Source organism: Marinobacter sp. es.048 (assembly GCF_900188435.1).
GTDB lineage: Bacteria > Pseudomonadota > Gammaproteobacteria > Pseudomonadales > Oleiphilaceae > Marinobacter.
In genome coordinates, this window is the sequence record NZ_FYFA01000001.1 from 1,718,174 (window position 1) to 1,743,387 (window position 25,214).

The 25,214-nt window shown below is 57.5% G+C and carries 22 protein-coding genes; 7 read left to right on the forward strand and 15 right to left on the reverse strand.

What is annotated here, in order from left to right; genetic code table 11:
- The first annotated feature begins 10 nt into the window (after positions 1-10).
- Positions 11-265, forward strand: a complete 255-nt coding sequence (locus CFT65_RS07980; protein ID WP_088828185.1) for a GIY-YIG nuclease family protein — start codon at positions 11-13, stop codon at positions 263-265.
- Here CFT65_RS07980 and CFT65_RS07985 read toward each other — a convergent pair.
- A complete protein-coding gene (locus CFT65_RS07985; RefSeq protein ID WP_088827531.1) occupies positions 243-1,136 on the reverse strand; it encodes an alpha/beta hydrolase in 894 nt (297 codons plus the stop codon). The two genes, CFT65_RS07980 and CFT65_RS07985, sit on opposite strands and share 23 nt — an antisense overlap.
- Before the next feature lie 77 nt (positions 1,137-1,213).
- Here CFT65_RS07985 and CFT65_RS07990 point away from each other — a divergent pair, with 77 nt between their 5' ends.
- On the forward strand, positions 1,214-2,212 hold the full coding sequence (locus CFT65_RS07990; RefSeq protein ID WP_088827532.1) for an alpha/beta hydrolase: 999 nt from the start codon (positions 1,214-1,216) through the stop codon (positions 2,210-2,212).
- Between the two features lie 46 nt (positions 2,213-2,258).
- The gene (locus CFT65_RS07995) at positions 2,259-2,915 is read left to right on the forward strand and encodes an OmpA family protein (RefSeq protein WP_088827533.1); all 657 of its coding nucleotides are present in this window, start codon (positions 2,259-2,261) and stop codon (positions 2,913-2,915) included.
- Between the two features lie 83 nt (positions 2,916-2,998).
- On the opposite strand, the gene serA is transcribed toward CFT65_RS07995, so the two are convergent.
- Positions 2,999-4,228, reverse strand: coding sequence for a phosphoglycerate dehydrogenase (serA, locus tag CFT65_RS08000; protein ID WP_088827534.1), 1,230 nt, complete (start codon positions 4,226-4,228; stop codon positions 2,999-3,001).
- 190 nt (positions 4,229-4,418) lie between these two features.
- On the opposite strand from serA, the gene CFT65_RS08005 reads away from it, so the two are divergent.
- Both CFT65_RS08005 and CFT65_RS08010 read left to right on the forward strand, forming a co-directional pair.
- The gene (locus CFT65_RS08005) at positions 4,419-5,822 is read left to right on the forward strand and encodes an FAD-binding oxidoreductase (RefSeq protein WP_088827535.1); all 1,404 of its coding nucleotides are present in this window, start codon (positions 4,419-4,421) and stop codon (positions 5,820-5,822) included.
- On the forward strand, positions 5,822-6,499 hold the full coding sequence (locus CFT65_RS08010; protein ID WP_088827536.1) for an SIR2 family NAD-dependent protein deacylase: 678 nt from the start codon (positions 5,822-5,824) through the stop codon (positions 6,497-6,499). The genes CFT65_RS08005 and CFT65_RS08010 overlap by 1 nt, the downstream gene beginning before the upstream one ends.
- Positions 6,500-6,514: 15 nt before the next feature.
- Here CFT65_RS08010 and CFT65_RS08015 read toward each other — a convergent pair whose 3' ends face one another.
- From CFT65_RS08015 to CFT65_RS08035, 5 genes are all read right to left on the reverse strand, one after another.
- Positions 6,515-7,822 (reverse strand): ABC1 kinase family protein, encoded by a 1,308-nt coding sequence (locus CFT65_RS08015; RefSeq protein WP_088828186.1) that lies wholly within the window; start codon positions 7,820-7,822, stop codon positions 6,515-6,517.
- A gap of 49 nt (positions 7,823-7,871) precedes the next feature.
- Positions 7,872-8,534: a fumarylacetoacetate hydrolase family protein gene (locus CFT65_RS08020; protein ID WP_088827537.1), complete on the reverse strand. Its 663-nt coding sequence runs from the start codon at positions 8,532-8,534 to the stop codon at positions 7,872-7,874.
- Positions 8,535-8,557: 23 nt separating this feature from the next.
- Positions 8,558-9,100 (reverse strand): adenine phosphoribosyltransferase, encoded by a 543-nt coding sequence (locus tag CFT65_RS08025; protein ID WP_088827538.1) that lies wholly within the window; start codon positions 9,098-9,100, stop codon positions 8,558-8,560.
- Between the two features lie 29 nt (positions 9,101-9,129).
- A complete protein-coding gene (locus tag CFT65_RS08030) occupies positions 9,130-10,428 on the reverse strand; it encodes an NCS2 family permease (RefSeq protein WP_008174056.1) in 1,299 nt (432 codons plus the stop codon).
- Between the two features lie 159 nt (positions 10,429-10,587).
- Positions 10,588-11,199, reverse strand: a complete 612-nt coding sequence (locus CFT65_RS08035; protein WP_088827539.1) for a trimeric intracellular cation channel family protein — start codon at positions 11,197-11,199, stop codon at positions 10,588-10,590.
- A 193-nt stretch (positions 11,200-11,392) separates the two neighbouring features.
- Here CFT65_RS08035 and CFT65_RS08040 point away from each other — a divergent pair, with 193 nt between their 5' ends.
- Entirely contained in the window at positions 11,393-11,959 is a 567-nt protein-coding gene (locus CFT65_RS08040; RefSeq protein WP_088827540.1) for a BLUF domain-containing protein, read from the forward strand.
- Positions 11,960-12,104: 145 nt separating this feature from the next.
- Positions 12,105-13,085, forward strand: coding sequence for an NADPH:quinone oxidoreductase family protein (locus tag CFT65_RS08045; protein WP_088827541.1), 981 nt, complete (start codon positions 12,105-12,107; stop codon positions 13,083-13,085).
- A gap of 318 nt (positions 13,086-13,403) precedes the next feature.
- Here the strand turns inward: CFT65_RS08045 and CFT65_RS08050 are convergent, their stop codons facing one another.
- From CFT65_RS08050 to CFT65_RS08085, 8 genes are all read right to left on the reverse strand, one after another.
- Complete coding sequence (locus CFT65_RS08050) at positions 13,404-15,230, reverse strand: long-chain-acyl-CoA synthetase (RefSeq protein ID WP_088827542.1); 1,827 nt, start codon at positions 15,228-15,230, stop codon at positions 13,404-13,406.
- 63 nt (positions 15,231-15,293) lie between these two features.
- A complete protein-coding gene (locus tag CFT65_RS08055; RefSeq protein ID WP_088827543.1) occupies positions 15,294-16,121 on the reverse strand; it encodes an SDR family oxidoreductase in 828 nt (275 codons plus the stop codon).
- The gene (locus CFT65_RS08060) at positions 16,118-18,088 is read right to left on the reverse strand and encodes an acetyl/propionyl/methylcrotonyl-CoA carboxylase subunit alpha (protein ID WP_088827544.1); all 1,971 of its coding nucleotides are present in this window, start codon (positions 18,086-18,088) and stop codon (positions 16,118-16,120) included. Before CFT65_RS08060 ends, CFT65_RS08055 begins: the two co-directional genes overlap by 4 nt.
- Positions 18,089-18,134: 46 nt before the next feature.
- Entirely contained in the window at positions 18,135-18,956 is an 822-nt protein-coding gene (locus CFT65_RS08065; protein ID WP_088827545.1) for an enoyl-CoA hydratase/isomerase family protein, read from the reverse strand.
- 22 nt (positions 18,957-18,978) lie between these two features.
- Positions 18,979-20,139: a citronellyl-CoA dehydrogenase gene (gene atuD, locus CFT65_RS08070; RefSeq protein ID WP_088827546.1), complete on the reverse strand. Its 1,161-nt coding sequence runs from the start codon at positions 20,137-20,139 to the stop codon at positions 18,979-18,981.
- Positions 20,140-20,728: 589 nt separating this feature from the next.
- Entirely contained in the window at positions 20,729-22,345 is a 1,617-nt protein-coding gene (locus CFT65_RS08075; protein ID WP_088827547.1) for an acyl-CoA carboxylase subunit beta, read from the reverse strand.
- A gap of 10 nt (positions 22,346-22,355) precedes the next feature.
- Positions 22,356-23,222 carry an SDR family oxidoreductase gene (locus tag CFT65_RS08080; RefSeq protein ID WP_088827548.1) on the reverse strand — a complete coding sequence of 289 codons (867 nt, stop codon included), beginning with the start codon at positions 23,220-23,222 and terminating at the stop codon, positions 22,356-22,358.
- A 74-nt stretch (positions 23,223-23,296) separates the two neighbouring features.
- Positions 23,297-25,093 carry an acyclic terpene utilization AtuA family protein gene (locus CFT65_RS08085; protein ID WP_088827549.1) on the reverse strand — a complete coding sequence of 599 codons (1,797 nt, stop codon included), beginning with the start codon at positions 25,091-25,093 and terminating at the stop codon, positions 23,297-23,299.
- Between the last annotated feature and the right edge of the window lie 121 nt (positions 25,094-25,214).

The window sequence follows — 25,214 nt, forward strand, 5'->3', positions numbered from 1 at the left end:
GTTTGTCTACATGGTTCGAACCGCGAGGGGGGCGCTCTATACCGGCATAACCACCGACGTTGAGCGGCGTTTCAATGAACATCAGGCGGGAGCCCCCAGGGGAGCGCGTAGTTTGAGAGGCAAGGGGCCACTGCAACTGGTGTTCAGTGCTGCGGCCGGGGACAGAAGCCGGGCTTCACGGTTGGAGTGGCACATCAAACAGTGGCCCCGGCCCAGGAAAGAGGCCCTGGCCCGGGGCGAGCTCAGCCTGCCAGATGACGTCTGATGTGTTCGCCGGCGGTTTCCATTGCTGCGGTTGCCCGGTCGAGTTGACCGCTGTGCACCTGAAAAACGTGCCAAAGGCTGTTGTAAACCTCGAGCCGGGTTTCCACATCGTGCCGGTTTGCCGCTTCGGCCAGCCGTTCGGCATCATTCAGCAGAATTTCCTGGCTGCCCACCTGGATCAACAAGGGTGGCAGGCCGCTCAGATCCCCGAATATCGGTGATACCAGTGGATGGGTCAGGGATTCCTGGCCGGCATAGAGCTTTGCAGCCTTGCTGGTCCAACTGGCCTGGAGCACCGGTTCGCATTCCGGCGCGTAGAGCTTCTCCTGGGTGAGGTCCACCCAGGGTGAAAATACCGTGAGCGATGCCGGAAGCGGCTGGTTCTTGTCGCGTAGCCGCATTGCGAGGGCAACTGCGAGGCCCCCACCGGCGGAATCGCCCGCGACACCGATATGCTCCGGTTTAAATCCCTCCGTCAGCAATCCGTTCCAACAAGCTTCGGCATCATCCAGTGCGGCGGGAAACGGGAATTCCGGCGCCAGTCGGTAATCCGGTGTGACGATGGTGCAGCCACTGGTTCTGGCTAGGTGCCCGGTTATGCCCCGATGCGTGGCAGAGGAACCGATGATATAGCCTCCGCCGTGCAGATAGAGAACGGCGCCGTGAGGATTGTTGCCGAAGCTGGTCCTCGTGGCGGGAATGCCGCCCACCGTGGTGTTTTCGAAGCTTGCCCCTCGCGGTGGTATAGAACTCCGGTAAGCCTGACGCACAATGCGTCGCTGGAGTGAAACAGGCACTGCCGGGGTAAGTACCGGTCTGACCAACCGGTTCATGGTCTGGCGCAACGCACTCTCCAGAAGGTGTTGCAACATCTGTGTCTTTCCCCTGCTATGGGTTAGGATTGGAGGCCAAAATTTATAACTCATTCATGACAGGCGTTTAACTCTACGTGTACTGGAAAACAGATACCATAGAAATACCGAATTGGGACAGACACTCGCTCCTGGACAGACTCGAACCGTTCGATCCGGCATCCTCCCGGGATCTCAGTGATGAAATGGTGGCTTATTGCCGCTTTTACGGTCTGGATCTCTGGGTGGAACATCCGGACGTTGCTTATCATCAGGGTTACGTCAAAGCGTGTGATCACGAGGTTATGGTGCACTATTTCCGGTTGCCGGAGCAGGCAACTGAGCGAGGTACCGTGTTCATTCTGCACGGCTACTTCGATCATGTCGGATTGTATAGCCAGTTGATTGACCGCTGTCTGGGCGCCGGTTTTGATGTGCTGGCCTACGATCAGCCAGGCCATGGTCTTTCCAGCGGTACGCCGGCGGCCATAGGCAGTTTCCTGGAGTACCAGGGGGTTCTGGCAGACGTGATGGCCCAGGTCAGGGACAAGTTGCGTCAGCCCTGGTTCGCGGTCGGTCAGAGCACTGGTGGTGCGATCCTGATCGACTACCTGTTGTCCAACCAGCACAACCAGCAGACCTCCGACTTTCAGAGAGTGGTGCTTCTCGCTCCTCTCGTAAGACCTGCGGGCTGGTTAGGAGCAAAGGTGCTTCATAGCATCGCAAAACCGTTTATATCCCGGTGGCGCCGGGTGTTTGCGGAGAACAGTGGCAATAGCCGCTTCCTCCGTTTTTTGCGGGAATATGATCCGCTCCAGGCCAGGGCGGTACATGTGGATTGGGTAAGTGCGCTGCGGAAGTGGGTGCCGCATATCGAATCTGCCCGGCCTGTCGATTTTCCCGTGACTGTGGTGCAAGGTGAAAAGGATCTTACCGTCGACTGGCAACACAATTTGCGCATTATCCGGAATAAATTTTCCTTGGTTGAGGAACTGAAGATCCCTGACGGACGTCATCATCTTGTGAATGAAGCTCAGGATTTGCAGGCAACCGTATTCAATACCATCATTGATACATTCACGAACTCGGCATCATAGACTCGCTAGCGGTCTTTGCCAGGAATATCAGGCACAGGAGATAGTTGTGAAAAAGACAATACTCGCGTTTGCAGTGGCCACTGTTGGTCTTGGTGGTTGTATGACCTACGACCCATACACCGGCGAGGAGAAAACCTCCAGTGCGACCAAAGGCAGTATCATTGGCGCCATTGGCGGCGCAGCCATTGGCGCGGCAACCTCCAGCAGCAGCGATCGAGGCAAAGGGGCACTGATCGGTGCTGCCAGTGGTGCGGCTATTGGCGGTGGTATCGGTTATTACATGGACAAGCAGGAAGCCGAGCTGCGGCGCAAGCTGGAAGGCACTGGTGTTCGCGTAGTGCGTAACGGTGATGAAATTGAACTGGTGATGCCGGGCAATATCACCTTTGATCTGAATGAGTCGAGCATCAAGCCGTCGTTCAGTGGAACGCTGGAATCTGTGGCGCTGGTTCTGAAGGAATATGACAAGACCATTATCCAGATTGAGGGGCATACCGACAGCTCTGGTTCAGACAGCTACAACCAGCTGCTCAGTGAGCGTCGCGCTTCTTCTGTCCGCGACTTCCTGCTGAACCAGGGCATCGAGCCCAAGCGTACCCGCGCTGTTGGTTACGGTGAGCGCTATCCGATTGCTTCCAACGATACGGCTGCCGGCCGTGAGCAGAACCGCCGCGTTGAGCTGACCCTGGTTCCTATGCAATAGGCAGCACAGCAACAAGCCGGGCACTTTAAGCCATAAAAAACCGGAGCATTAACTCCGGTTTTTTCGTTTCAGCTCACTGCCAATCAGAACAGGACGCGGCAGCGAATTGTTCCCTTCACTTTGAGCAGCTTTTCCAGTGCCAGCTCGCCGTACTCTTTATCCACATCCACTACCACGTAGCCAATGTCTTCCTTGGTTTGCAGATACTGGCCGCACACGTTGATATCGTTCTCAGAAAAAACCTGGTTGATCTCGGACATTACGCCCGGCACGTTCTCGTGAATGTGCAGCAGACGGTGCTGGTTCGGGTGGGACGGCAGAGCCACTTCAGGGAAGTTCACGGAAGAAACAGAGGTGCCGTTGTCGCTGTACATGGCCAGCTTTTCCGCTACTTCTCGACCGATGTTTTCCTGGGCTTCGATGGTGGAACCGCCCACGTGCGGGGTCAGGATCACGTTGTCGAATTCCCGCAACGGAGAAACAAACTCCTCATCGTTGGACTTCGGTTCAACCGGGAATACGTCGATGGCTGCGCCCAGCAGCTTGCCGCTACCCAAAGCGTCGGCCAGGGCGTCGATGTCGACAACGGTGCCACGGGAGGCGTTCATCAGGATGCTGCCGGGCTTCATCTGGGCAAACTGTTCGGCCTTGAACATGTACTTGGTGGCCGGTGTTTCCGGTACGTGCAGGCTGACCACATCGGCAATATTAAGCAGCTCCTGGAGGGTGCCCACCTGGGTGGCGTTACCGATTGACAGCTTGGAGACCACATCGTAGAAGTAAACGTCCATGCCCAGGCCTTCAGCCAGAACGCTGAACTGGGTGCCGATGTTGCCGTAGCCGATAATGCCCAGCTTTTTGCCCCGGATTTCGTAGCTGTCCTTTGCAGACTTCAGCCACTCGCCGCGATGGGCTTTGGCGTTTTTCTCAGGCACACCGCGCAGGAGCAGGATCGCCTGAGCGAGAACAAGCTCTGCAACGCTTCGGGTGTTGGAGAAAGGCGCGTTGAAGACGGCAATACCGCGCCGGGTGGCTGCCTGGAGATCCACCTGGTTGGTGCCAATACAGAAACAACCCACAGCCACCAGTTTCTTGGCGGCTTCAAATACTTTCTCGGTCAGCTGTGTGCGGGAGCGGATGCCGACGAAGTGTGCATCGGCAATCTTCTCGACCAGCTCTTCCTCGGCCAGCGAGTGAGACAGATACTCGATGTTGGTATAGCCCGCGGCGTTCAGGGTATCAATGGCAGATTGATGCACGCCTTCCAGCAGCAGGATACGGATTTTGCTCTTCTCAAGAGAGGTATTTGACATGGGCTTGCTTCCGAACCTTTCGTCACGTGAAATGACCTGTGGCCAGTGATCGTCAGGGCTGGCTCACAGAACAGGGGCGGTATGATACCATAAACGCAGATTTTCACAGCGCGCCGGTTTGCCTGAACCAACTGTCTGTGATTCCTGTTGCAGGACGCTCCGGCCCAAACCTGACGAGACCGAAAAATCCATGAATTCTGAACAGATCATTGCTTCCCTCAAAGACCTGATGGCTACCGGTGATGCGCCCGGAAAGGTGCTGACTGACCCGGCGGATCTGGATACTTACGGCAAGGACTGGACCAAGATCTATCCACCCAAGCCGTTGGCGATCGCGTTGCCCAAGACCACCGAGCAGGTGCAGGCACTGGTGCAATTCGCTAATGAGAACCAGGTGGCACTGGTGCCATCCGGTGGCCGTACAGGTCTGAGTGCCGGTGCGGTGGCGGCCAACGGCGAGGTGGTTGTGGCGTTCGATAATATGAACCAGATCCTGGATTTCAACGCCAGTGACCGCACGGTTCGTTGCCAGGCCGGCGTTGTGACGGAACAGTTGCAAAATGCAGCCGAGGAGAACGGTCTCTATTACCCGGTGGATTTCGCCTCCGCCGGTTCCAGTCAGCTCGGGGGTAATCTGTCTACCAACGCTGGCGGTATCAAAGTTATCCGCTATGGCATGAGTCGGGATTGGGTTGCCGGCCTCAAGGTCGTGACGGGTAAGGGCGATATCCTGGATCTGAACAAGGATCTGGAGAAGAACAACACCGGGTATGATCTACGGCATCTTTTTATCGGTGCGGAAGGTACCCTGGGGTTCATCACTGAAGCCACTATGAAGCTTTCCCGTCAACCGGACAACCTGACGGTACTGGTGCTTGGCCTGAATGACCTGACCAATACCATGGATGTGCTGCAAACCTTCCAGAAGAAGATTGATCTCACTGCCTATGAGTTCTTCTCCCATCAGGCCATGGGGCACGTGCTGGCCCATGGCCAGGTACAGGCGCCCTTTGAAACCGAAGCGCCTTACTACGCATTGCTGGAGTTTGAATCGGTCTCCGATCAGGTGATGGACGATGCCATGACCCTGTTCGAGCAGTGCGTGGAGAACGGTTGGGTGCTGGATGGCGTCATCAGCCAGAGCGAAACCCAGGCCCAGAACCTGTGGCAGCTGCGGGAGCGCATTTCTGAGTCGATCGCTCCACGCACACCCTACAAGAACGACATATCTGTGGTGGTTTCCAAAGTTCCCGGGTTCCTTCAGGAAATCGATGCAGTGGTTACCGAGCATTATCCGGATTTCGAGATTATCTGGTTCGGCCACATCGGCGACGGCAACCTGCACCTTAATATCCTCAAGCCCGAGGATATGGCCAACGAGGATTTCTTCGAGAAGTGCCAGCAGGTCAACAAGTGGGTGTTCGAGATTGTTGAGCGCTATCAGGGCAGCGTCTCTGCCGAGCACGGCGTAGGCATGACCAAGAAGCCCTATCTCAAGTACACGCGTAGTGAGGCGGAAATCGCTTATCTGAAAGGAATCAAGCAGGTATTCGATCCGAACGGAATCATGAACCCCGGCAAGATTTTCGACTGATGCAGGACCATATCGTAGTACTGACAGGCGCAGGTATCAGCGCCGAAAGCGGCCTCTCAACCTTCCGGGATAACGGTGGGTTGTGGGCGCAGCACAGTGTCTACGATGTTGCCACGCCCGAGGCCTTTGCCCGGAATCAGGAACTGGTGCTGCGGTTCTACAATGATCGCCGACGCCAGCTGGAGTCCGCACAACCCAATCAGGCCCACTGCCTGCTGGCGGAACTTGAGAAGCGCTACCGGGTGACGGTCGTTACCCAGAACGTGGACGACCTCCATGAACGGGGTGGCGCCAGCAATGTGATTCATCTCCACGGAGAGCTCACCAAGGCCCGCAGTTCAAAGTATCCGGAGCTCGTTTACGACATCGGTTACCGTGATATCAATCCAGGCGACACCTGCGACCGCGGTGCCCAGCTTCGTCCCCATATTGTCTGGTTTGGCGAGGAAGTCCCTATGCTGGACAAAGCCGCCGAAGTAGTCCGCACAGCCGATCATCTGCTGATAGTAGGAACGTCTCTCCAGGTATACCCGGCTGCCGGGCTGGTGTACGAAGTGGACAGGGATGTGCCCATCACAGTGATTGACCCCGGCGAGCCGGCTTCGGTGTCACGGGCCCGGTTTATTCGCAAGGGTGCTGTTGAGGGTGTTGCCGAGTGGGTTGCCAAATACCTGTAGGCAGCTCTTCGGTCCTCAGGCTTTGAGATATCTTTCCAGCTCCTCCCGAAACGCCGCCTGAACCCCCAACCGCTTCAGCATCCAGTAGTGGCCGGCAATCATCCGGTCGATAAAGATGCTTTCCACCGGTGGCTTGAAGTAATCCAGGTATTTGAACACGGTGCTGGTTTTCTCAGCGACGCGTTTGTGGATGTCGGCCTCGGCAAAGTCGTAGGGCACATCCCGCTGTTCAAAAGGCACCACCAGAATATCCCGCCACATGGCGTAGTAGGCTTCATCCACGGCCGGCTGGCTGCCGACCCGCGCGCCAAGGTCAATCAGATGGCGATCCAGTGCTTCGTAATCTTCGTCCAGGGCTGAAACCAGGGCGTTCCGGTAGGCCTCGATGATCTCCGGCTTCAGCTTTTTCACGCAGCCGAAGTCGTACATGATAATGGAGCCATCGGGCCGATAGGCGAAGTTGCCGGCATGGGGGTCACCATGGATGCACTGGAAGCGAAAAAGCTGGTCCGCCATCAGGGTGAAGATACGCTGGCCGATCAGGTTGATAGTGTCCTGGTCGTAGCGTTCTTTTGTGATCTTGCTAACGTGATCGCCTTCAACCAGCTCCATGGTCAGAACCCGGCGGGTCGAATGGCTTTGCGCGACTTCAGGTATGAGAACCCAGGGCTGGTCCTTGTGGAACTCCCGGAACAGCTCAATGTTTCGTGCTTCGTTCTCGTAATCCAGTTCCTCTTTCAGTCGCTCCCGGATTTCAGCGAATAGACGGTCGACCGACTCCTTGGGCATTTTCAGGAGGCCGCCCAGTCTCAGGGCCATGCGAAGTTGTTTCAGATCAGAATCGCAGGATTCGTCTACGCCGGGGTACTGAATTTTGACAATAACGTCGGTGCCGTCGTGAAGCCGGGCCCTATGCACCTGGCCGATGGAAGCGGCGGCGTAGGGTGTCTCCTGAAGGTACTCAAAAAGCTCGGAAACCGGTTTGCCCAGTTCCGATTCGATCTGCCCGACTATAACCTCGAAAGGCATGGGCGGGGCTTCTTTTTGAAGCTTCTCCAGTGCGTCCGAGAATTCCTTAGGCAGAAAATCCTGGGTCTGGGAAGCAATCTGGCCCACCTTCATGACCGCGCCTTTAAGTTCGCCAAGGGTATCAGCAATCTGATCGGCCATGCGGGTATAGCTTTCGCTCTGGGCGCCTTCATCGTTCTCCGAGCGAAATATTCGGCGCGCGCGCTGGCCCGCATACTGCCCTGCCACAGAGGCAGTCATGCCAGCGAGTTTGAAGAAGCGACCACGTCGGGAGGTTACCGGTTTCTTTGCCATAAACAGATGTACGCCTTTGACCGGATTTGGGTTTAGCCGGCCCTGCACGTTAAACCACTTTGGTCTCCACGAACAGCAGGTCTTCCAGTTCAAGCGACAGGGTCTGGCCAGAGATCAGCGGGCCGACGCCTTTCGGTGTGCCCGTCAGCACCACATCGCCGGGAAGCAGGGTGAACTGGCTGCTGATGTGGGCGATCAGGGGGATAATGGGGTTGAGCATATCGCCGGTATCGCCAGTTTGCTGGCGGTTGCCATCGATGTCCATTGTGAAGTGGATGGGGGCATGGGAGAACTTATCGGCTGAGACAAATGGCGACAGCGGGCAGGCGCCATCGAAACCCTTCGCCCTTTCCCAGGGCTGGCCCTTCTCCTTGAGTTTGCTTTGGAGATCCCGCAGGGTCAGGTCCAGCGCCAGACCGTAGCCAAGTATCGCGGACTCAGCCTCGCTGGCTGACGCCCGGGTCAGGGGGCGACCGATCAGAACCGCCAGTTCGGTCTCGAAGTGAACTTCCCCCTGGTCTCTTGGAAAATCAAGGGGGCGGGTGATGTGCACTGCCGAGGTTGCGGGTTTGATGAACAGCAATGGTTCATCCGGCACCGGGTTGTTGAGCTCCCGGGCATGCTCGGCGTAGTTGCGACCAATGCAGACTATTTTCCCGAGCGGCAGATGGACGGGAGTGCCGTCTTTCCAGTGGTGTTGGTAATCCGGCATGGTCGCCTCCTTATTGCTGTTGATTATTCCCCTTCAAACGAGCAAACAGTATAAACCTGAAGGCCTTCATCCTGCAGCTTGCGGGAGCCCCCCAGATCGGGCAAGTCAATCATGGCTGCCACTTCCACAATCTCCGCGCCGATACGGCGAATCAGGCGGGTAGCCGCCAGCATGGTGCCGCCGGTGGCAATCAGGTCGTCCACCAGGACCACGTTATCGCCCGGTTTGAAAGCGTCCTTGTGCAGCTCCACAGAGGCCGTGCCGTACTCAAGCTCGTAGTCTTCAACCAGTGTATCGAACGGCAGTTTGCCTTTTTTGCGGACCAGCACCAGGGAGGCGTTGAGCTCATAGGCCAGTGCAGAGCCGATGATGAAGCCGCGAGCATCCACCGCCGCCACGGCATCAATGTTGTGGCCGTGGTAACGGTGTACGAAGGCATCGATCAGCTTCCGGAAGGCAGTTTTGTCCTGCAGTACCGTGGTGATATCGCGAAAGGCCACGCCCGGCTTTGGCCAGTCAGGGACCGTGCGAATGGCCTTTTTGATGCTCTCAGAGAAATAATCCATAAACGTTCCGGTTATTGCCTTTATGCGGATCAGGCCGCATCAAGGAAAATGAATTTCAGAACAAAGACAACCGCAATGATAACAACACTGGCGTTCAGATCCGCCCAACGGCCACTGAGTGCCTTCAGGATGGCGTAGGTGATGAATCCCAGGGCGATGCCGTTGGCAATGGAGAAGGTCAAAGGCATCATCAGGGCAGTGACCACAGCCGGGGCTGCGTCAGTAACATCCTCCCAATCAATCAGTTTGAGGCCGCTGGCCATCAGAACCGCCACATAAAGCAGAGCCGGGGCGGTGGCGTAGGCAGGGATGATGCTGGCGATGGGTGACAGCAGCAAGCACGCCAGGAACAGTGCGGCAACAACCACAGCCGTCAGGCCGGTACGCCCGCCGGCGGAGATTCCTGCCGTGGATTCGATGTAGCTGGTAGTGGTCGAGGTACCGAGAGCGGCGCCGGACATGGTGGCAACCGAATCCGACATCAGGGCCCGGCCGAGTCGCGGCAGTTTGCCGTCTTTGTCGAGCAGGCCACCGCGCTGTGCGGCACCAATCAGAGTGCCGGATGTATCAAACAGATCGACGAACAGGAAGGCGAAGATCACGCTGATCATGCCTATATTCAGGGCGCCGGCCAGGTCCAGTTGCATGAACGTCGGCGCGATGCTGGGGGGAGCGGAAACCAGGCCATTGTACTCCACCATTCCCAGTGCCATGGCAACGCCAGTAACCGCAATGATGCCAATCATGACGGCGCCGGTTACCTGGCGGAAGGACAGTGCACAAATCAGTACGAAGCCCCCGAAGAACAACAGACTCTCTGCAACCTTCACTTCGCCCAGGCCCACAAGGGTGGCGGGGTGGTCCACAACGATGCCGGCGTTCTTCAGGGCAATCAGCGCCAGGAAGAAACCAATACCGGCAGAAATACCGAAACGCAGGGACATGGGGATGCTGTTAATGATCCATTCCCGGACCTTGAAGATGCTCAGCAGGAAGAACAGGAAGCCGGAAATGAATACCGCTCCGAGCGCTATCTGCCAGCTGTAGCCCATGCTGCCAACGACTGTGAAAGAGAAAAAGGCGTTGAGGCCCATGCCTGGCGCCATGGCGATCGGGTAATTGGCCCACAGTCCCATGATCAGGGTGCCGATCACGGCTGCAAGGCAGGTAGCAACAAACACAGCCCCGAAATCCATGCCGGTCGATGACAGGATGCTCGGGTTGACCACAATGATGTACGCCATGGTCAGGAAGGTGGTAATGCCCGCAACCACTTCTTTACGAACAGTGGTGCCGTGGGCCTGGAGTTGGAACAGTCGTTCAAGCATGACGGGTGTCTGCCTCACAGGATGCTAAAAGTTTGTGTTTGGGGGTCTGGTCTGGACGGAATTCTTGAATTGCGTGAAAAAACGGCAATATTACCGGCTCAGCTGCCTCAGGCCAAGGAATGATTGACAGTTCGTCACACTGTGATGGCCGCTCTGGCTTTAGTGCGGATCCCGCTGCAGCCGGATATCAAACCTTACAGCCAGCATCCGCACAATCACGATGAAAAGCAGGCCGATGGTCAGAGGCAGAGCTTCGTTATCGAGGAACCACTGACACACGAAATACAACCAGCACCCGGCAAAGGAAATCGACGCGTAAATCTGGTCCTTACGGAAGATGTAGGGCACTTCGTTACACAGGGTGTCTCGCAGTGCACCGCCAAAAGTACCGGTCATGACCCCGAGCAGGGAAGCGATAAACCAGGAGTGTCCCAGGTCGAGGGCCAACTGAGCGCCAAGAATTGAAAAAACCCCGAGTCCGATGGCGTCCGGAAATACGATTCTGGACTCTCGAAGCCGCTCAGCCCCTTGCCAATAACTAAAGACAATAGCCATGGCCAGAATCAGCATGGGCTGCTCCTCATGCTTGATCCAGTAGAGCGGGTGGTTGTCCATGATCAGGTCCCGCAAGGTACCGCCGCCCAGGGCTGTGATGAATCCAATGGTAAACACACCCACGGGATCCATGTTTTTGGAGCGCGCTACGATCATGCCGGAAATCGCGAATGCAACGATCCCAATCATTTCAAGTATGTAGATGATGTCGAGCATGGCGAAACCCGGGAGAGGCGAAGAATGGCCTTGTAGCGTAGTTTTGAGCGCGGAGGATAGCGGAAACCACCCTTTTTTTCATCTACAGATCCGAGCTGGCAGGTTTCACGGCCAGCCGGGACTGTGATCCATAACGACACTTTCAAGCGTATGGTGCATTCATCTTACCTCTATACTGTTGTACGGAGCTGTTATGTCCCTAATGCGTCTGGCCTATGCCAGTGAAGCCACATTCGAAGCCAAACCGGTGGAAAAAGGTGTAGAGCCCCACGTCGCGCGAATTCTGATGACCTCCCGAAAAAATAACGCCAAAGATCAGTTGGTCGGTGGTCTTTATTACGGAAACGATCGGTTTTTCCAGTATCTGGAAGGTGAAGAGGATGCAGTCCGTCGCACTTACGACAGAATCCTGAAGGACGACCGCCATCACAATATTGTCACTCTGATAGAAGAACCTCTGGAAAGCCGCACCTTCAGTAACTGGTCCATGAAATACGTGCCCCTGTCGAGGGACGTTCAGAAATTTCTGGACGATCAGGGACTCGAATCCTTTGATCCGTCCTCTTTCACCTCCGATCAGTGTGAGAAAATGATCGAACTCGTACGCAACTCGAGTCAGGATCAGAATCTGGTCAACCGTGATGGTCCCAAATCTGTCGGCGACGCGCCTCAGGTGCTGTCCTCCGGGATGAAAGTAGGTCTGATTGTGGCCGGCCTGGTTCTGGTAGGGGCTCTGGTAATTGGCGGGACCATGCTCTGATTGAATTGCTGAAAGAAATAAGCGCGGTTTATGCGTTCAGATAAAAGAACTTTATTTGCTTCATGATAAGACTCTGTTTAGCTTGACGGATAACAATCACAGGCGATTGCCGCCTGGAAGACGATCAAACAAAAACGGAGCGCTCATGAAAGCCATCCTCTGTAAAGAATATGGCCCGGCAGAGAAGCTGGTCATCGAAGAAGTCCCAAGCCCCGAAGTGAAAGGCCGCGGTGTAAAAGTACGCGTCAAAGCCGCCGGCCTCAATTTTCCGGACACCCTCATCATTGAAAACAAATACCAGTTGAAACCGAGTCTGCCTTTTTCCCCGGGTGGCGAAATGGCGGGTGAGGTGATCGAGGTTGGTGATAAGGTAACCCGTTTCAAAGTGGGCGATCGTGTTGCAGGGCTTACCGGTTACGGCGCCTTTGCCGAAGAAGTCATCGTGCCGGAACAGAACCTCCTACCCGTTCCCGATGGTATGTCTGACGAGAAGGCCGCGGCCTTCACCATGGTTTACGGGACTTCCTATTACGCGCTCAAGCAGCGAGGTAACCTTCAGCCTGGCGAATCGCTTCTGGTTCTGGGGGCCAGTGGTGGCGTCGGCCTGGCAACGGTTGAGCTGGGTAAGGCGATGGGCGCCAGGGTTATTGCAGCAGCCAGTTCGGCCGAAAAGCTTGCGGTCGCAAAGGAAGCCGGAGCTGACGAGCTGATCAATTATACCGAGGAGCCTCTCAAAGACGCGGTCAAGAAACTGACTCACAGCAAAGGCGTGGATGTGATCTATGATCCCGTCGGCGGTGACTTCACCGAACAGGCTCTCCGAGCTATGGGCTGGAATGGCCGCCACCTGATCATCGGCTTCGCCGCCGGCGATATCCCGAAAATTCCGGCCAATTTGACTCTTCTGAAAGGTTGTTCCGTGGTTGGCGTGTTCTGGGGCAGCTTTACCCAGCGTGAACCTGAGGCCAGTGCCCGGAACATGATGGAGCTGATGAAGCTCTACGCCGAAGGCAAGATTGATCCGAAGATCAGTGCGGTTTACGAATTTGAGGATTACGCAAAGGCACTGGGAGCTTTGACCGAGCGGAAAGCGACCGGCAAGGTGGTGTTGAAGGTCGGCTCCTGAGTATTGTCGTAGCCTGAAAGCTTTGGGAGGTTGCCGGCTGGAAGCCCTTCCCAAAAAACGCTACGAGCACCCCTGCGGGGTCCAGCCAGCAATCACAGATTGCTGTCGTTCGGCTGTCGCATGAAGCTTCGCTTCATAAACGCTCGGCCTCACCCATGTGCGCTTGGCGTCGGCCATCCATGGCCGCCGACATTTTTGGGAAGGGCTTCCAGCCGGCAACTTCTGATATTCGAGATATACCGAAAATATCAAAGCCTGACACTCCGCCCTTGCCACACCACTGACCCAGAAGGCTGGGGCCGAACTATCGGTCGAAGATTAAAAACTGATCTTCCCGCCATCAATCTCCGAAACCAGCTCCCGCGTCAGCAGGGTATACCCGTCAGTCCCGGGCAGCCAAGCATAGACGTCCTCGCCGTCCCGAAGCGAATATCCGAGCTTCTGGATATCCACCTTCCGGTACTTGAAGGTTCCCGTTTTTTCGATGGCGTGGGTTACCCGCACGAATACTGGCACTGCATAGGCAGGTAGGTTCTCTTGCAAGTAACTGAACAGCTTGTTGACGTCGAACGGTGTGCCGTTGCTTTTCGGGACCAGAGTCACCATGCCAGCCTTGCCATTGGTGCCGGGGATTTCGACGCCGTAGACGATGGCTTCCTCAACCAATCCTGAGCCGTCGATGATGTTCTCCACTTCCGTCGTTGAGACATTTTCTCCCTTCCAGCGGTAGGTATCGCCCATGCGGTCGACGAACTGCAGGTGGCCGCAGCCAATTTCCTTCAGGACATCGCCAGTGTTAAACCAGGCATCGCCTTTCTTGAAGGCGTTGCGGAGGACGGATTTTTCCGTGGCTTCTTGCTGGGTGTAGCCCTCGAACGACCACTTCTTGGTGATCTCACCAATCAAAAGGCCGGGCTGGCCCTTGGCTACTTCCTTCATGAAGCCCTTGTAGTCTCTAACCGGATCCCGTGTGCCGTCGTGAAATTTCACCAGTTTGTAGGGGGCGGTAGAGAAGCCCACGGTGTTGTCCATATTGAAAAAGTTGCTGAAGCCGATGTTGCCTTCGCTGGAGGCGTAAAGCTCTGCGACTGTTTCTATCCCGAAGCGCTCCTTGAATTCCCTCCAGATAGAGGGGCGGAGGCCGTTGCCGATCATTTTGGTGAGGCTGTGGTTCCGGTCCTGTTCGCTCGGTGGTTGATTCAACAGGTAGCGGCAGAGTTCGCCGACGTAGCCGAAGGTGGTGGCGTGGTAGTAGCGAACGTCGTCCCAGAAGGCGCTGGCGGAGAACTTACGGCGCAGGGCAATGGCGGAGCCACCGGCCAGGACGGAACCCCAGCAGACCAGCAGAGCAGTGCCGTGGTAAAGGGGGAGTGTGCAGTAAAGAACGTCCTCCGGCTTCATGGCTAGAGACATCAGGCCAAACCCGCCGTAGGCCATGATGAATTTGCGGTGTGACCCCGGGGCCGCCTTGGGCAGGCCGGTGGTGCCGGAGGTAAAAAGGTAGATGGCGGTGTCGCCCATTTTTGGCGTATCGCTCAGAACCGGGGCATCGCTGTTGAAAGTGCTCACCCCCTCGGCCATGTTGGCGTAACTGTCCGGAGCATCGGCAAAGACGTTTAGAGTGTTGGTATCCGCCAGAAACTGGAATGGCTCGGGGTGGTCGGTCTTGAGCTCTGCCTTGATGCCGTCGAAGGTGTCCACTAGTTCCTCGCCCACAACAATCATCTTGGGTTCGATCAGGCTGATGCTGTGTTCGAGTACTTTGCCTTTCTGGGAGGTGTTGAGCATGGCGCAGGCGACGCCGAGTTTGGCCGCGCCTGCCACGACGGCCAGCAGCTCGGGGCGGTTTTCAAGGAATACCGCGATGGCATCGCCTTTGGCGAGCCCCTGGTCCTGCAGGTAGCGGGCGATACGGTTGGCCCAGCCATTGAGCTCGTTCCAGGTGATCGAGCGGTCCTCAAACAGAATGGCTGGCCGGTTACCGACATTCCGGGCGTTGTTTTCGACAAGCGTGCCGAGCGTAAGCTCACGGTTCTCGTCTTTCAGGGCGTAGTAGTACAGGCCCCGGGTAATCGCCGGCAGTCGGCGAAAAACCCCGGGCAGGCTGCGGACTATGTCCAGTGCGGATACGTTGTCTTGGCTCATGGTTTTTCCATTGGTCCCTTTTATTGTGTGGACGTTGAGCCCGGAACAACGCATGCCGCGGGCTCAGTCCAGAAACAGGTCCGGCATCAGGGGTTTATCGCCCGGCTCGTAACGGTAATGCTCGAAGTCGGTGATACCGTCCTGCCGTAGCAGCTCCTCGTCGATCAGGTTCTGACCAGTCATGGTTTCAGGCGAACGTTTGAGGATGCTGGCAGCGGCATCGGCCATGATGTCGGGCTTCCTGCCCTGGGCCATCATCTGGGGTCCGCCAACTTCAAATTCGATGGCTGCCGTGGCAATCAGCGTCTTTGGCCACAGGGTGTTAACCGCGATGCCGTAGCGTTTGAATTCTTCCGCCATGCCCAGGCTCAGCATTGTCATGGCATACTTCGTGGTGGTGTAGGGGCCGTACTGGGCAAACCACCGGGTATTCAGGTTCAGAGGCGGTGAAAGACTCAGGATATGGGCCTGGCCCGACTCCTTCAGCCAGGGCAGGGCGGCCTGACTGCAGGCCATGACTGCCCGGGCGTTGACCTGGTGCATCAGGTCGTATCGGCTGACCTTGAGGTTTTCCACCCCGGTCAGGCGAATGGCGCCGGCGTTGTTCACCAGAGCATCGATGCCGCCAAAATGCTCTCCGGCTTCATCAATGCGCTGGCGAATCTGCTTTTCATCCCGGACATCCAGAACCAGCGGCAGTGCCTGGCCGCCGGCTTGGCGCACTTCCTCCGCCACCGTATGAATCGTGCCCGGCAGCTTTGGATGGGGCGTACCCGATTTGGCGGCAATCACTACGTTCGCGCCTTGTCGGCCAGCGGCGAGGGCAATAGCCCGGCCGATGCCACGGCTGGCGCCGGTAATAAAAACGGTGCGGTTACGCAATGTGCTCATGCCTCATTCTCCTGTTCGGCCGTCTCGTTGGCGGTGATCTCGACCAGCAACTGACTGCGCTTCACCTGGTCACCCTTGCTGGCAAGAACCTCGCCGACAACGCCGTTGCGGTCGGCTTTAACCGGATGCTCCATTTTCATGGCTTCCAGTATCACCAGCGTATCGCCCTGGCGAACGCTCTGGCCAGCCTCGACCAACACATCAATGATAGCGCCGTCCATGGTTGCCTGAATGCGACCACTGCCCGCACCACCGGCACCTTGGACCGGTTGGTGAGTTATGTCCCGTACGGACCAGGATTGCCCAAACGCCTGCAAATATAGGGAATTGCCCTGGCGGTGATATTGGCAAGTCTGACGAACGCCGTTGTCGATAATGCATAAAAGGCCATCGCTTTGGCTTTCAAGCATCAGGGTATGGTGTGTCTCACCCATATTGAATGCCAACTGATTACCGCTGCGAGTGACCAGGAGTTCGACAATGGTGTCACCGCTTTCCAGTTTGATCGGCGTCATGGTGGCCGGCGCATTGCTCCAGGCGCTCTGGCCTGAACTGCCATGGTCGAGCACGCAAGCGGCCAGCGCCAGCTGGCGAATGTCCAGAGTCTGTGGCTGCAGGGAGGGATCGTCCTTGAAGGCCCGCTGGAGGAAGGCCGTGGTTGCTTCGCCGGCCCCGAAAGTCTCGTCTGCGATAATCCGGCTCAGGAAATGGCGGTTGGTGGTTACACCGAACACGGTCGTGTCCTCAAGCGCGCGGATCAGCCGCCGGCGGGCTTGATCTCGGGTCTGGCCCCAGGCAATTACCTTGGCCAGCATGGGGTCGTAGTGGGGAGTGATAGCATCTCCAGATCGTACCCCGGTATCAAACCGTAAACCTTCGCCTTCGGCTGGTTCAAAGGCGAATAGCGGCCCGGTCTGGGGTGTGAATCCGTGGGCAGGATCTTCTGCATAGAGTCGAACCTCAATGGCATGGCCATTCAGGTGAATATCGTCCTGGCCGAGTGGCAGCGGGCGTCCCTCGGCCACGTTGAGCTGCCAGGCGACCAGGTCCTGGCCGGTAATGAGCTCGGTGACCGGGTGTTCCACCTGCAGGCGGGTGTTCATTTCCAGGAAATAGAAGTTCCGGTGCTTGTCCACCAGAAACTCGACGGTGCCGGCACCCTCGTAATTGCAGGCCAGAGCTGCTTTAACCGCGGCCTCACCCATGGCCTGGCGTAGTTCGGGCGTCACAAAGGGAGAGGGCGCTTCTTCAACCACTTTCTGGTGTCGGCGCTGTACCGAGCAGTCGCGTTCGCCCAGGTACACGGCATTGCCGTGCCTGTCCGCGAATACCTGGATTTCCACATGGCGGGGCTCAATTACGGCTTTCTCGAGGATCAACTCGTCGTCGCCGAAGGCCTGTTTCGACTCGGACCGCGCTCGTTTAATATTTTCGGCCAGTTCGGATTTGCTCTCAACCAGACGCATGCCCCGGCCACCGCCGCCGGCAGAGGCTTTGATCATCAGGGGGTAGCCAATGTCTTTGGCAGCTGCGATAAGTTCTTCGTCGCTGGCGTTGTTGCCTTCGTGGCCGGGCACCACCGGCACGCCGGCCTCTTGCATGGCGATCTTTGATCTGCGCTTGCTGCCCATGAGTTCGATGGCCGAGGCGGGCGGGCCAACGAACACTAATCCGGCGTCTTTGCAGGCGTTGGCGAAGGCGGCATTCTCGGAGAGGAAGCCGTAACCCGGGTGGATGCAGTCGGCGCCGGTTTTGCGGGCGGCTTCAAGAATTGCATCGCTTTTCAGGTAGGAGGCGGATACCTGTGCGGGGCCAATGCAGACGGCCTCGTCGGCCAGTTCCACGTGCATGGCCCTGGCGTCGGCCTCTGAGTAGACGGCCACGGTGCGGTAACCCAGGGCTTTCGCGGTGCGGATCACCCGGACTGCGATTTCGCCGCGGTTGGCCACTAGTAGTTTCTTTAACATGTTCTTGTTCTCTCCTTTGGAGTAAGCCGCGAGGCTGAGGGCCGCATCAGTCCGATTCGCTTGCCCAGGCTGGTGGACGTTTTTGCATGAACGCCATAGTGCCTTCTGTCCCTTCGCTTCCCCGAATGGCTTCCGCAAATTTCTCCGCCGCACTGTCGAGCAAACCGCTCATGGGTTCATGACCAACCCGATGCAGCAACGCCTTGGTTTCAGCGGTGGCAACCGGTGCACAATGGCGAACACGATCCAGAGCGCTGGCCAGCATCGCTTCCAGTTCATCATTGGAAGATGCCGCCTGGTGAACGATTCCAAGACTGCATGCCTCGTTTGCATCGATTCTCAAACCCAGCAGGGCCAGCCGCCGGGCCTGAGTGAGGCCGATCCGTTCAACCACAAAGGGCGCAATCTGGGCGGGAATCACACCAAGTGAGGTTTCCGGCATGCCGAATTTTGCTGATGGCCCGGCGATGGCGACGTCGGAGACGCAGGCCAAACCGAATCCACCGCCCATGACGGCTCCCTCGGTGATAGCGATGACCACTTTCGAGGATTCGTTAACCTGTTGAATCATCTGGCCGAAGGCGCGGTTCAGGCGATAGAACGGGTCCGCCTCACCCTCGGCCGCTTTCTGGCCGCGGGCACCGGCCATGTCTTTGATATCGCCGCCCGCACAGAAATGACCACCAGCGCCCCGCATGACGACGGCGCGGATATGCAGGTCGTTTTCGATCTGCGTAAACACCGCGGACAATTCCGCCACCATCTCCAGGCTCATGGCGTTCCGAACGTCTGGTCGGTTGATGGTGATAAACAGGGTGGGGCCCTGTTTTTCCAGAATCAGTGTTTCGCAATGCGGTACCTGGTCCATAAATGACTCCACCGTCCGTTTCTCAGTCGCGTTTCTTGCCCGGAAGGGTTCCCATCATCTTGCAGATAATCCCGAGCATGATTTCATCGGCACCACCGCCAATAGACACCAGCCGAACATCCCGGTGTGCCCGGGAAATCGGGTTATCCCACATGTAACCATTACCGCCCCAGTACTGCAGGCAGCTGTCCGTGACTTCACGCCCTAGACGTCCGGCCTTGAGCTTGGCCATGGAAGCGAGGCGAGTTACATCCTTGCCGTCAACATGCAGTTCACAAGCCTGGTAGGTGAGGGCGCGCAGGGCTTCCACTTCGGTTTGGAGTTCGGCCAGCCGGAAGTGGATCACCTGGTTGTCGATCAGTGGCTGGCCGAAGGTCTTGCGCTCGCGGCAGTACTCAATGGTCTTGGTGATGCAGTTCTCCAGCGCCTTGATCACGTTGGCCGCACCCCAGATGCGCTCCTCCTGGAATTGCAGCATCTGCATCATGAAACCGGTGCCCTCGGCGCCAATGCGGTAGCGCTGGGGCACGCGCACGTCGTCAAAGAAGATCTGGGCGGTTTCTGAAGAGCGCATGCCCAGTTTGTTCAGATGCGGACTGAAGGTAATGCCCGGGGTTTTGGTGGGCACGATAATCAGGGATTTGTTCTTGTGGGGCTTGTCGTCCGAGGTGTTGGCCAGCAGGCAGATAAAGTCGGACCTTGGACTGTTGGTGATCCACATCTTGGAGCCATTGATGATGTAGTCGTCACCGTCTTTCCTGGCGGTGGTTTTCATCCCCGCCACATCAGAACCCGCGCCGACCTCGCTGACGCCAATACAGCCCACCATGTCGCCGGCAATGGCCGGGGCGAGAAAGCTGCGTTTGAGTTCATCGGAACCAAACCGGGAAATGGCTGGGGTACACATATCGGTCTGGACCCCGATGGCCAGCGGCACACCACCACAATGGGCCATGCCAAGCTCTTCCGCAGCCACCAGGTTGTAGCTGTAATCCAGCCCCATACCGCCGTATTCTTCGGGCTTCTGGATACCCAGGATTCCGAGGTTTCCGAGCTTTTTGAACAGCTCATGAATCGGGAATTCTCCGGCGGCTTCCCATTCGTCGCAGTGGGGATTGATTTCCTTCTCCACGAAATCGCGGACGGTTTTTCGAAGGGCTTCGTGTTCGGCTGTGAATTTCACGTTCTTGTTCTCCTGGATGTTAGTTCGTGCCTTCTGTTTGCTGGTGCACGTTCACTAGCTTGGGTGGCGGCTGTGTGGGATCGGTTTCAGAAAACCGCTACGAGCACATCCCTGTGCGCTTGGCGTCGGCCATCCATGGCCGCCGACATTTTCTGAAACCGATCCCACACAGCCGCTTATGTTTGCAAACTGTTTGCTGCCTGCTGGCAGTTTTGTTGTTTTTGTAGGTCGGGTTAGCCGAAAGCGTAACCCGACAGATTGGCGGGGTGGCCTGGCATTTTCGTCGGATTAAGCGTTTGGCTAATCCGACCTACGGTTGTTTTTTGCATGCTGTCGTTGAAAAGCATGCTTGTTTCAAGCGTTAACTCTGCATTTCGACGAACTGGTTGGAACCCCCTGTCCAAAAATGTCGGCGGCCAAGGATGGCCGACGCCAAGCGCACATGGGCGGAGCAAACGCTTTAGAAGCGAAGCTTCGCGTGCCGCGGAGCGACAGCAATCTATGATTGCTGGCTGGACCCGCTTGCGGGTGCTCGTAGCGTTTTTTGGACAGGGTGTCCCAACCGGTTCCTTCCGCAAAACAAGCAGACCTACAGGCGGGCCACCCCAAACGTATTGGGCCGCAACTGCCGAGCTTCTGCCTCCCGGCAAACATCGAGAACCAGAGCCAGAACCCGCCGGGTATCCCGCGGATCAATCAACCCGTCATCCCATAGCCGCGCGGTGCCAAACAGCGCCGTTGAGCCTTCCTCCAGTTTCTTCGCCGTGGCCTGCTCCAGAAAATCCAGTGTCTTCGGATCCGGCTCCATACCGCCGCGGCGCTGCTTGTCTTCGGCCACGATACGCATCACCTTGCCTGCCTGCGCCGGCCCCATAACCGCGGTTCGGCTGTTGGGCCAGGCGAAGATGAACCTTGGGTCCAGACCGCGTCCGCACATGGCGTAGTTACCTGCACCATAGGAACCGCCGATGACAATTGCGACCTTTGGCACCCGACAGTTGGCAACGGCCTGGATCATTTTCGAGCCGTGTTTGATGATGCCGTTCTGCTCCGAGTGGGTGCCCACCATGAAACCGGTGGTGTTGTGCAGGAACAGAAGGGGCGTTCCGGCCTGGTCGCAGAGCTGGATAAACTGGGCGGCCTTGGCGGAGCCGGCCGGGGTGATGGGGCCGTTGTTGCCGATGATGCCCACCGAATGGCCCTCGATCCGGATGGTGCCGCAGACGGTCTGATCGTCGAACTCGTTCTTGAAGTCCATGAACTTTGAGCCGTCGGCAATGCGGGCGAGGATTTCGCGCACATCATAGGGTTTCTTGGAATCCGCCGGGATTACACCCAACAGCTCCTCGACCGGGTAGAGTGGCTCCTCCCATTGAAGTTCGCGCCGGGGTGGAAACTGCTCGTTCCAGGGCAGGGCTTCGAGGATGTTTCTGGTCTGGCGGATGCCATCGGCATCGTCTTCGGCCAGGTACTCTGCCGTTCCTGCCACAGTGGCATGCATCTCCGCGCCGCCAAGTTCCTCATCGGTGGCAACTTCACCGGTCGCTGCTTTCAGCAGTGGCGGGCCGGCAAGGAACATCTTGGCCTGTTCGCGAACCACGATCACATAGTCGGACAGGCCTGGCTGATAAGCGCCGCCTGCTGTGGCGTTGCCGTGGACCACGGTGACCTGTGGAATGCCGGCCGCTGACATGCGGGCCTGGTTGGCAAAGCCCCGGGCGCCGAGCACAAAAATGTCGGTAGCGTAGTTAAGGTTGGCGCCGCCGCTTTCGGATAGGGAGACCACGGGGAGCTTGTTCTCCATGGCGATCTGCTGCAGCCGGAGGGTCTTGTCCAGGCCGGCTGGCGTAATGGTGCCGCCTTTGATGGCGCTGTTGCTGGCCACCACCAGACAGCGGATGCCGCTGACATAACCAATACCGGCGATGATACCGCCGCCGGCCTGGCTGCCGTCCTTGTCGTCATGCATTTTGTAGCCGGCCAGGGAGCAGAGCTCCAGAAACGGTGCACCACGGTCCAGCAACCGGTTAATACGGTCTCTTGGGAGCAGCTTGCCCCGTTTGGTGAACTTCTCCCGGGCCGCTTCCGCCAGATCCAGAACCTTCTGCTCAACGTCCCGGAATGTGGTGATGTGGGCTTCCATGGCTTCGGCGTTGGTGCGGAAGTCTTCGGACTGGGAGCTTACGGTTGATTCAAGTTCCTGCATGTTCGGCTCCTCAGTCGTCGCTCAGAACTTTCGGGGTGACAGCCCGGTGAAAGCCGTTGTAGGGCTCGTTGTTCTTGGCTTTAGGCAACGGCCAGACCCGGCCGCCCTGGGAAGCGCCGCCATCGATCCGCAGGCAGTCGCCGCTGATGAACGCCGCCCCAGGACTGAGCAAAAAGCAGATGGCCGAGCTGACTTCGGATTCTGTCCCCATTCGCTTGATGGGCACGTTGTCGCCAAGACTGCGGATCCACTGCTTCATGTGTTCGGGGTAATTGTCCATGCCGCTTGAGGCAATCCAGCCCGGAGCGACCGCATTTACACGAACCCCGGACGCGCCCCACTCAACGGCGGCTGTCTGGGTAAAGTTCACCATACCGGCCCTGGCTGCGCCGGAGTGTGCCATGCCGGGCATGCCGCCCCACATGTCGGCCACGATATTGACGATGGCGCCGCCGGTTTTGGAAAGAGCCTGAGTGTAGGCTTCCCGTGCCATTAGAAAGCCGCCGGTCAGATTGGTGCGAACCACCGTTTCCCAGCCCTTCTGGTTTATCCCGGTCAGCGGCGCCTGGAACTGCCCGCCGGCATTGTTCACCAAACCATTCAGGCCTCCGTGTTCGGCAATGATCGCCTTCACCGTGGCCTTGACCGAGTCCTCTTCACGGATATCACAGACATGGGCGGACGCAATACCGCCATCCTCGATGATCTCTGCTTTTACAGATTCCACTTTTTCGGCTTTACGGCCCACGAGGGCAACTCGGGCACCTAATGCGGCAAGCTCATGGGCCGTGCACCGGCCAATACCAGAACCGCCGCCGGTAACAATAAACACCCGGCCCTTAAACAAGTCGGGATGAAAAACAGACTGGTAGCTCATATCTCAACGACCTTTTCCAATGTTCGGGCACTCTGGTGGAGCGCCCGCCCCACCAGAGTGCATGCACCTATAAATCAATCTTTAACCAAGCTAGCGGGAACAGGTACCGGAAACTCAAGTAATTGCTGCGCAAACGCCTTCCCTTGGGGATCAATCCGCAGGCTGGCCACGCCACCGCCGCCAAGGCTGTGCTCCAGCAGGAAATTGATGGCCTGCAGCCCAGGCATGGCCCAGCGGGTCACCCGGCCGGTTTCCGGATTCAGGGTATGGGCCATCCAGTCCGCAACCGCCGATTCCGTCAGCGCGGTTTCAATGAACGGCAGAAATTCCGGTTTGCGGGCGATCACGCCAATGTTGGTGTGGTCGCCCTTGTCGCCGCTGCGGGCCCAGGCAAGCTTCACCAGCTGCACAGTGGTATCCGTATCGCCTGTCTCGTGTGTGAACGACTGGGGCTGGAGGTCACTGTTATCGAAACCGCCGCTTGTCTCAACCTCAACGGTTTGCCGCTCGCCGCCCAGATCCACGGACACATCGACTTCGGTTTTCGGCACCAGGCATGAATACAACCGGATCTTCGGCCACACGGTCGGCCGCCCACCCACAATCCCGGTGATGCCCGGTGCCATACCCGTGGCTGCCTGGGCAATCTCGCGGGAAAACAGCACAAGGGCCTCTTTCTTGGGATGGGCGGTGCTGATCTTGACCACCACTTCGCGGCAATCCTCGCCACGGCCATGAGGACCGTAGGTCGTTTCAGTACCCAGAAGCTCAATACTGGTTTCGCTGTAATCTGGCAGACCACGTTCGCTGAACATGCGTGAGGTTTTGGCCAGAATGGCCTGGGCGACTGTCTGAGCCTTGGCCCTGGCATTCATGCCAGCCAGAAGGAAGGTGACCGTACACTTGAAACCATCCGGCCAGGTGCCCGATACCTTGTAACTGCCCGTGGGCGGAAGCCCCCGGGCGCCCCGAGCCTGAACCTGGTCTTTACCGGTTTCTTCCAGCTCAACCTCCGTGAAATCGCAGGTGACATCCGGAAGCAGATAGGCCCTGGGATCGCCTATTTCATAGACCAGCTGTTCGGCCACAGTACCCCGACTGACGAGGCCGCCAGTATCCTCGGGTTTGGTCATTGAAAAGCCGCCGTCGGCACTCACTTCGGCAATCGGAAAGCCCATATTGGCGTAGCCTCCGGCTACCGCTTCCCAGTCGGTAAAGTTGCCACCGGTAGACTGGGCACCGCACTCCAGAAGATGCCCCGCGAGGCTACCCTGAGCCAGTTTGTCGTAGTCTCCCCAGCTCCATCCAAATTCGTGCACCAGCGGCGCCAGCACCAGGGCGCTGTCGGCAACCCGGCCGGTAATAACAATGTCAGCGCCCTGTTCCAGGGCCGCAACCAGGCCAGGCGCACCCAGGTAGGCGTTCAGGCTTACCATCATCGGTGGCATTGGTTGGCCGGAACTCATCTCCGTGATGCCCATATCAGCGAGCTTTTTCTTTTTCATAAGCAGGTCGTCGCCCAGCACCAGGGCAATCTTCATGTCCACGCCTGCTTTTTCACAGAGTGCCTGGAGGGCGTCGCGACAGGCCACCGGATTCACGCCGCCGGCGTTGGCCAGCACGCGGATGCCTTTTTTCTTGATGTCTCCAAGTAAGGGGGCCATGACCGTCTGGACGAAATCCCGCGCATACCCCTGGGACGGGTCCTTCATTTTCTGGCCCGCCATAATCGACATGGTGATTTCGGCCAGATAATCGGCAACGAGATAGTCGATGTTGCCTTTGTGAACCAGTTGCGCAGCAGCGGTTTCCGTATCGCCCCAGAAAGCGGCGGAGCATCCGATGCGAACAGTTTTGGGGGATTCAGCCATATTCCTTTGTCCTGTTGATGATTACCGATTCGATGCCTTTGGTAATCCCGGTTTTGTCTCATGATGAAGCTGACAATACCAAGCAAGCGCTTGGTTTGTAAACAGGCAAGTTTGAGGTAGA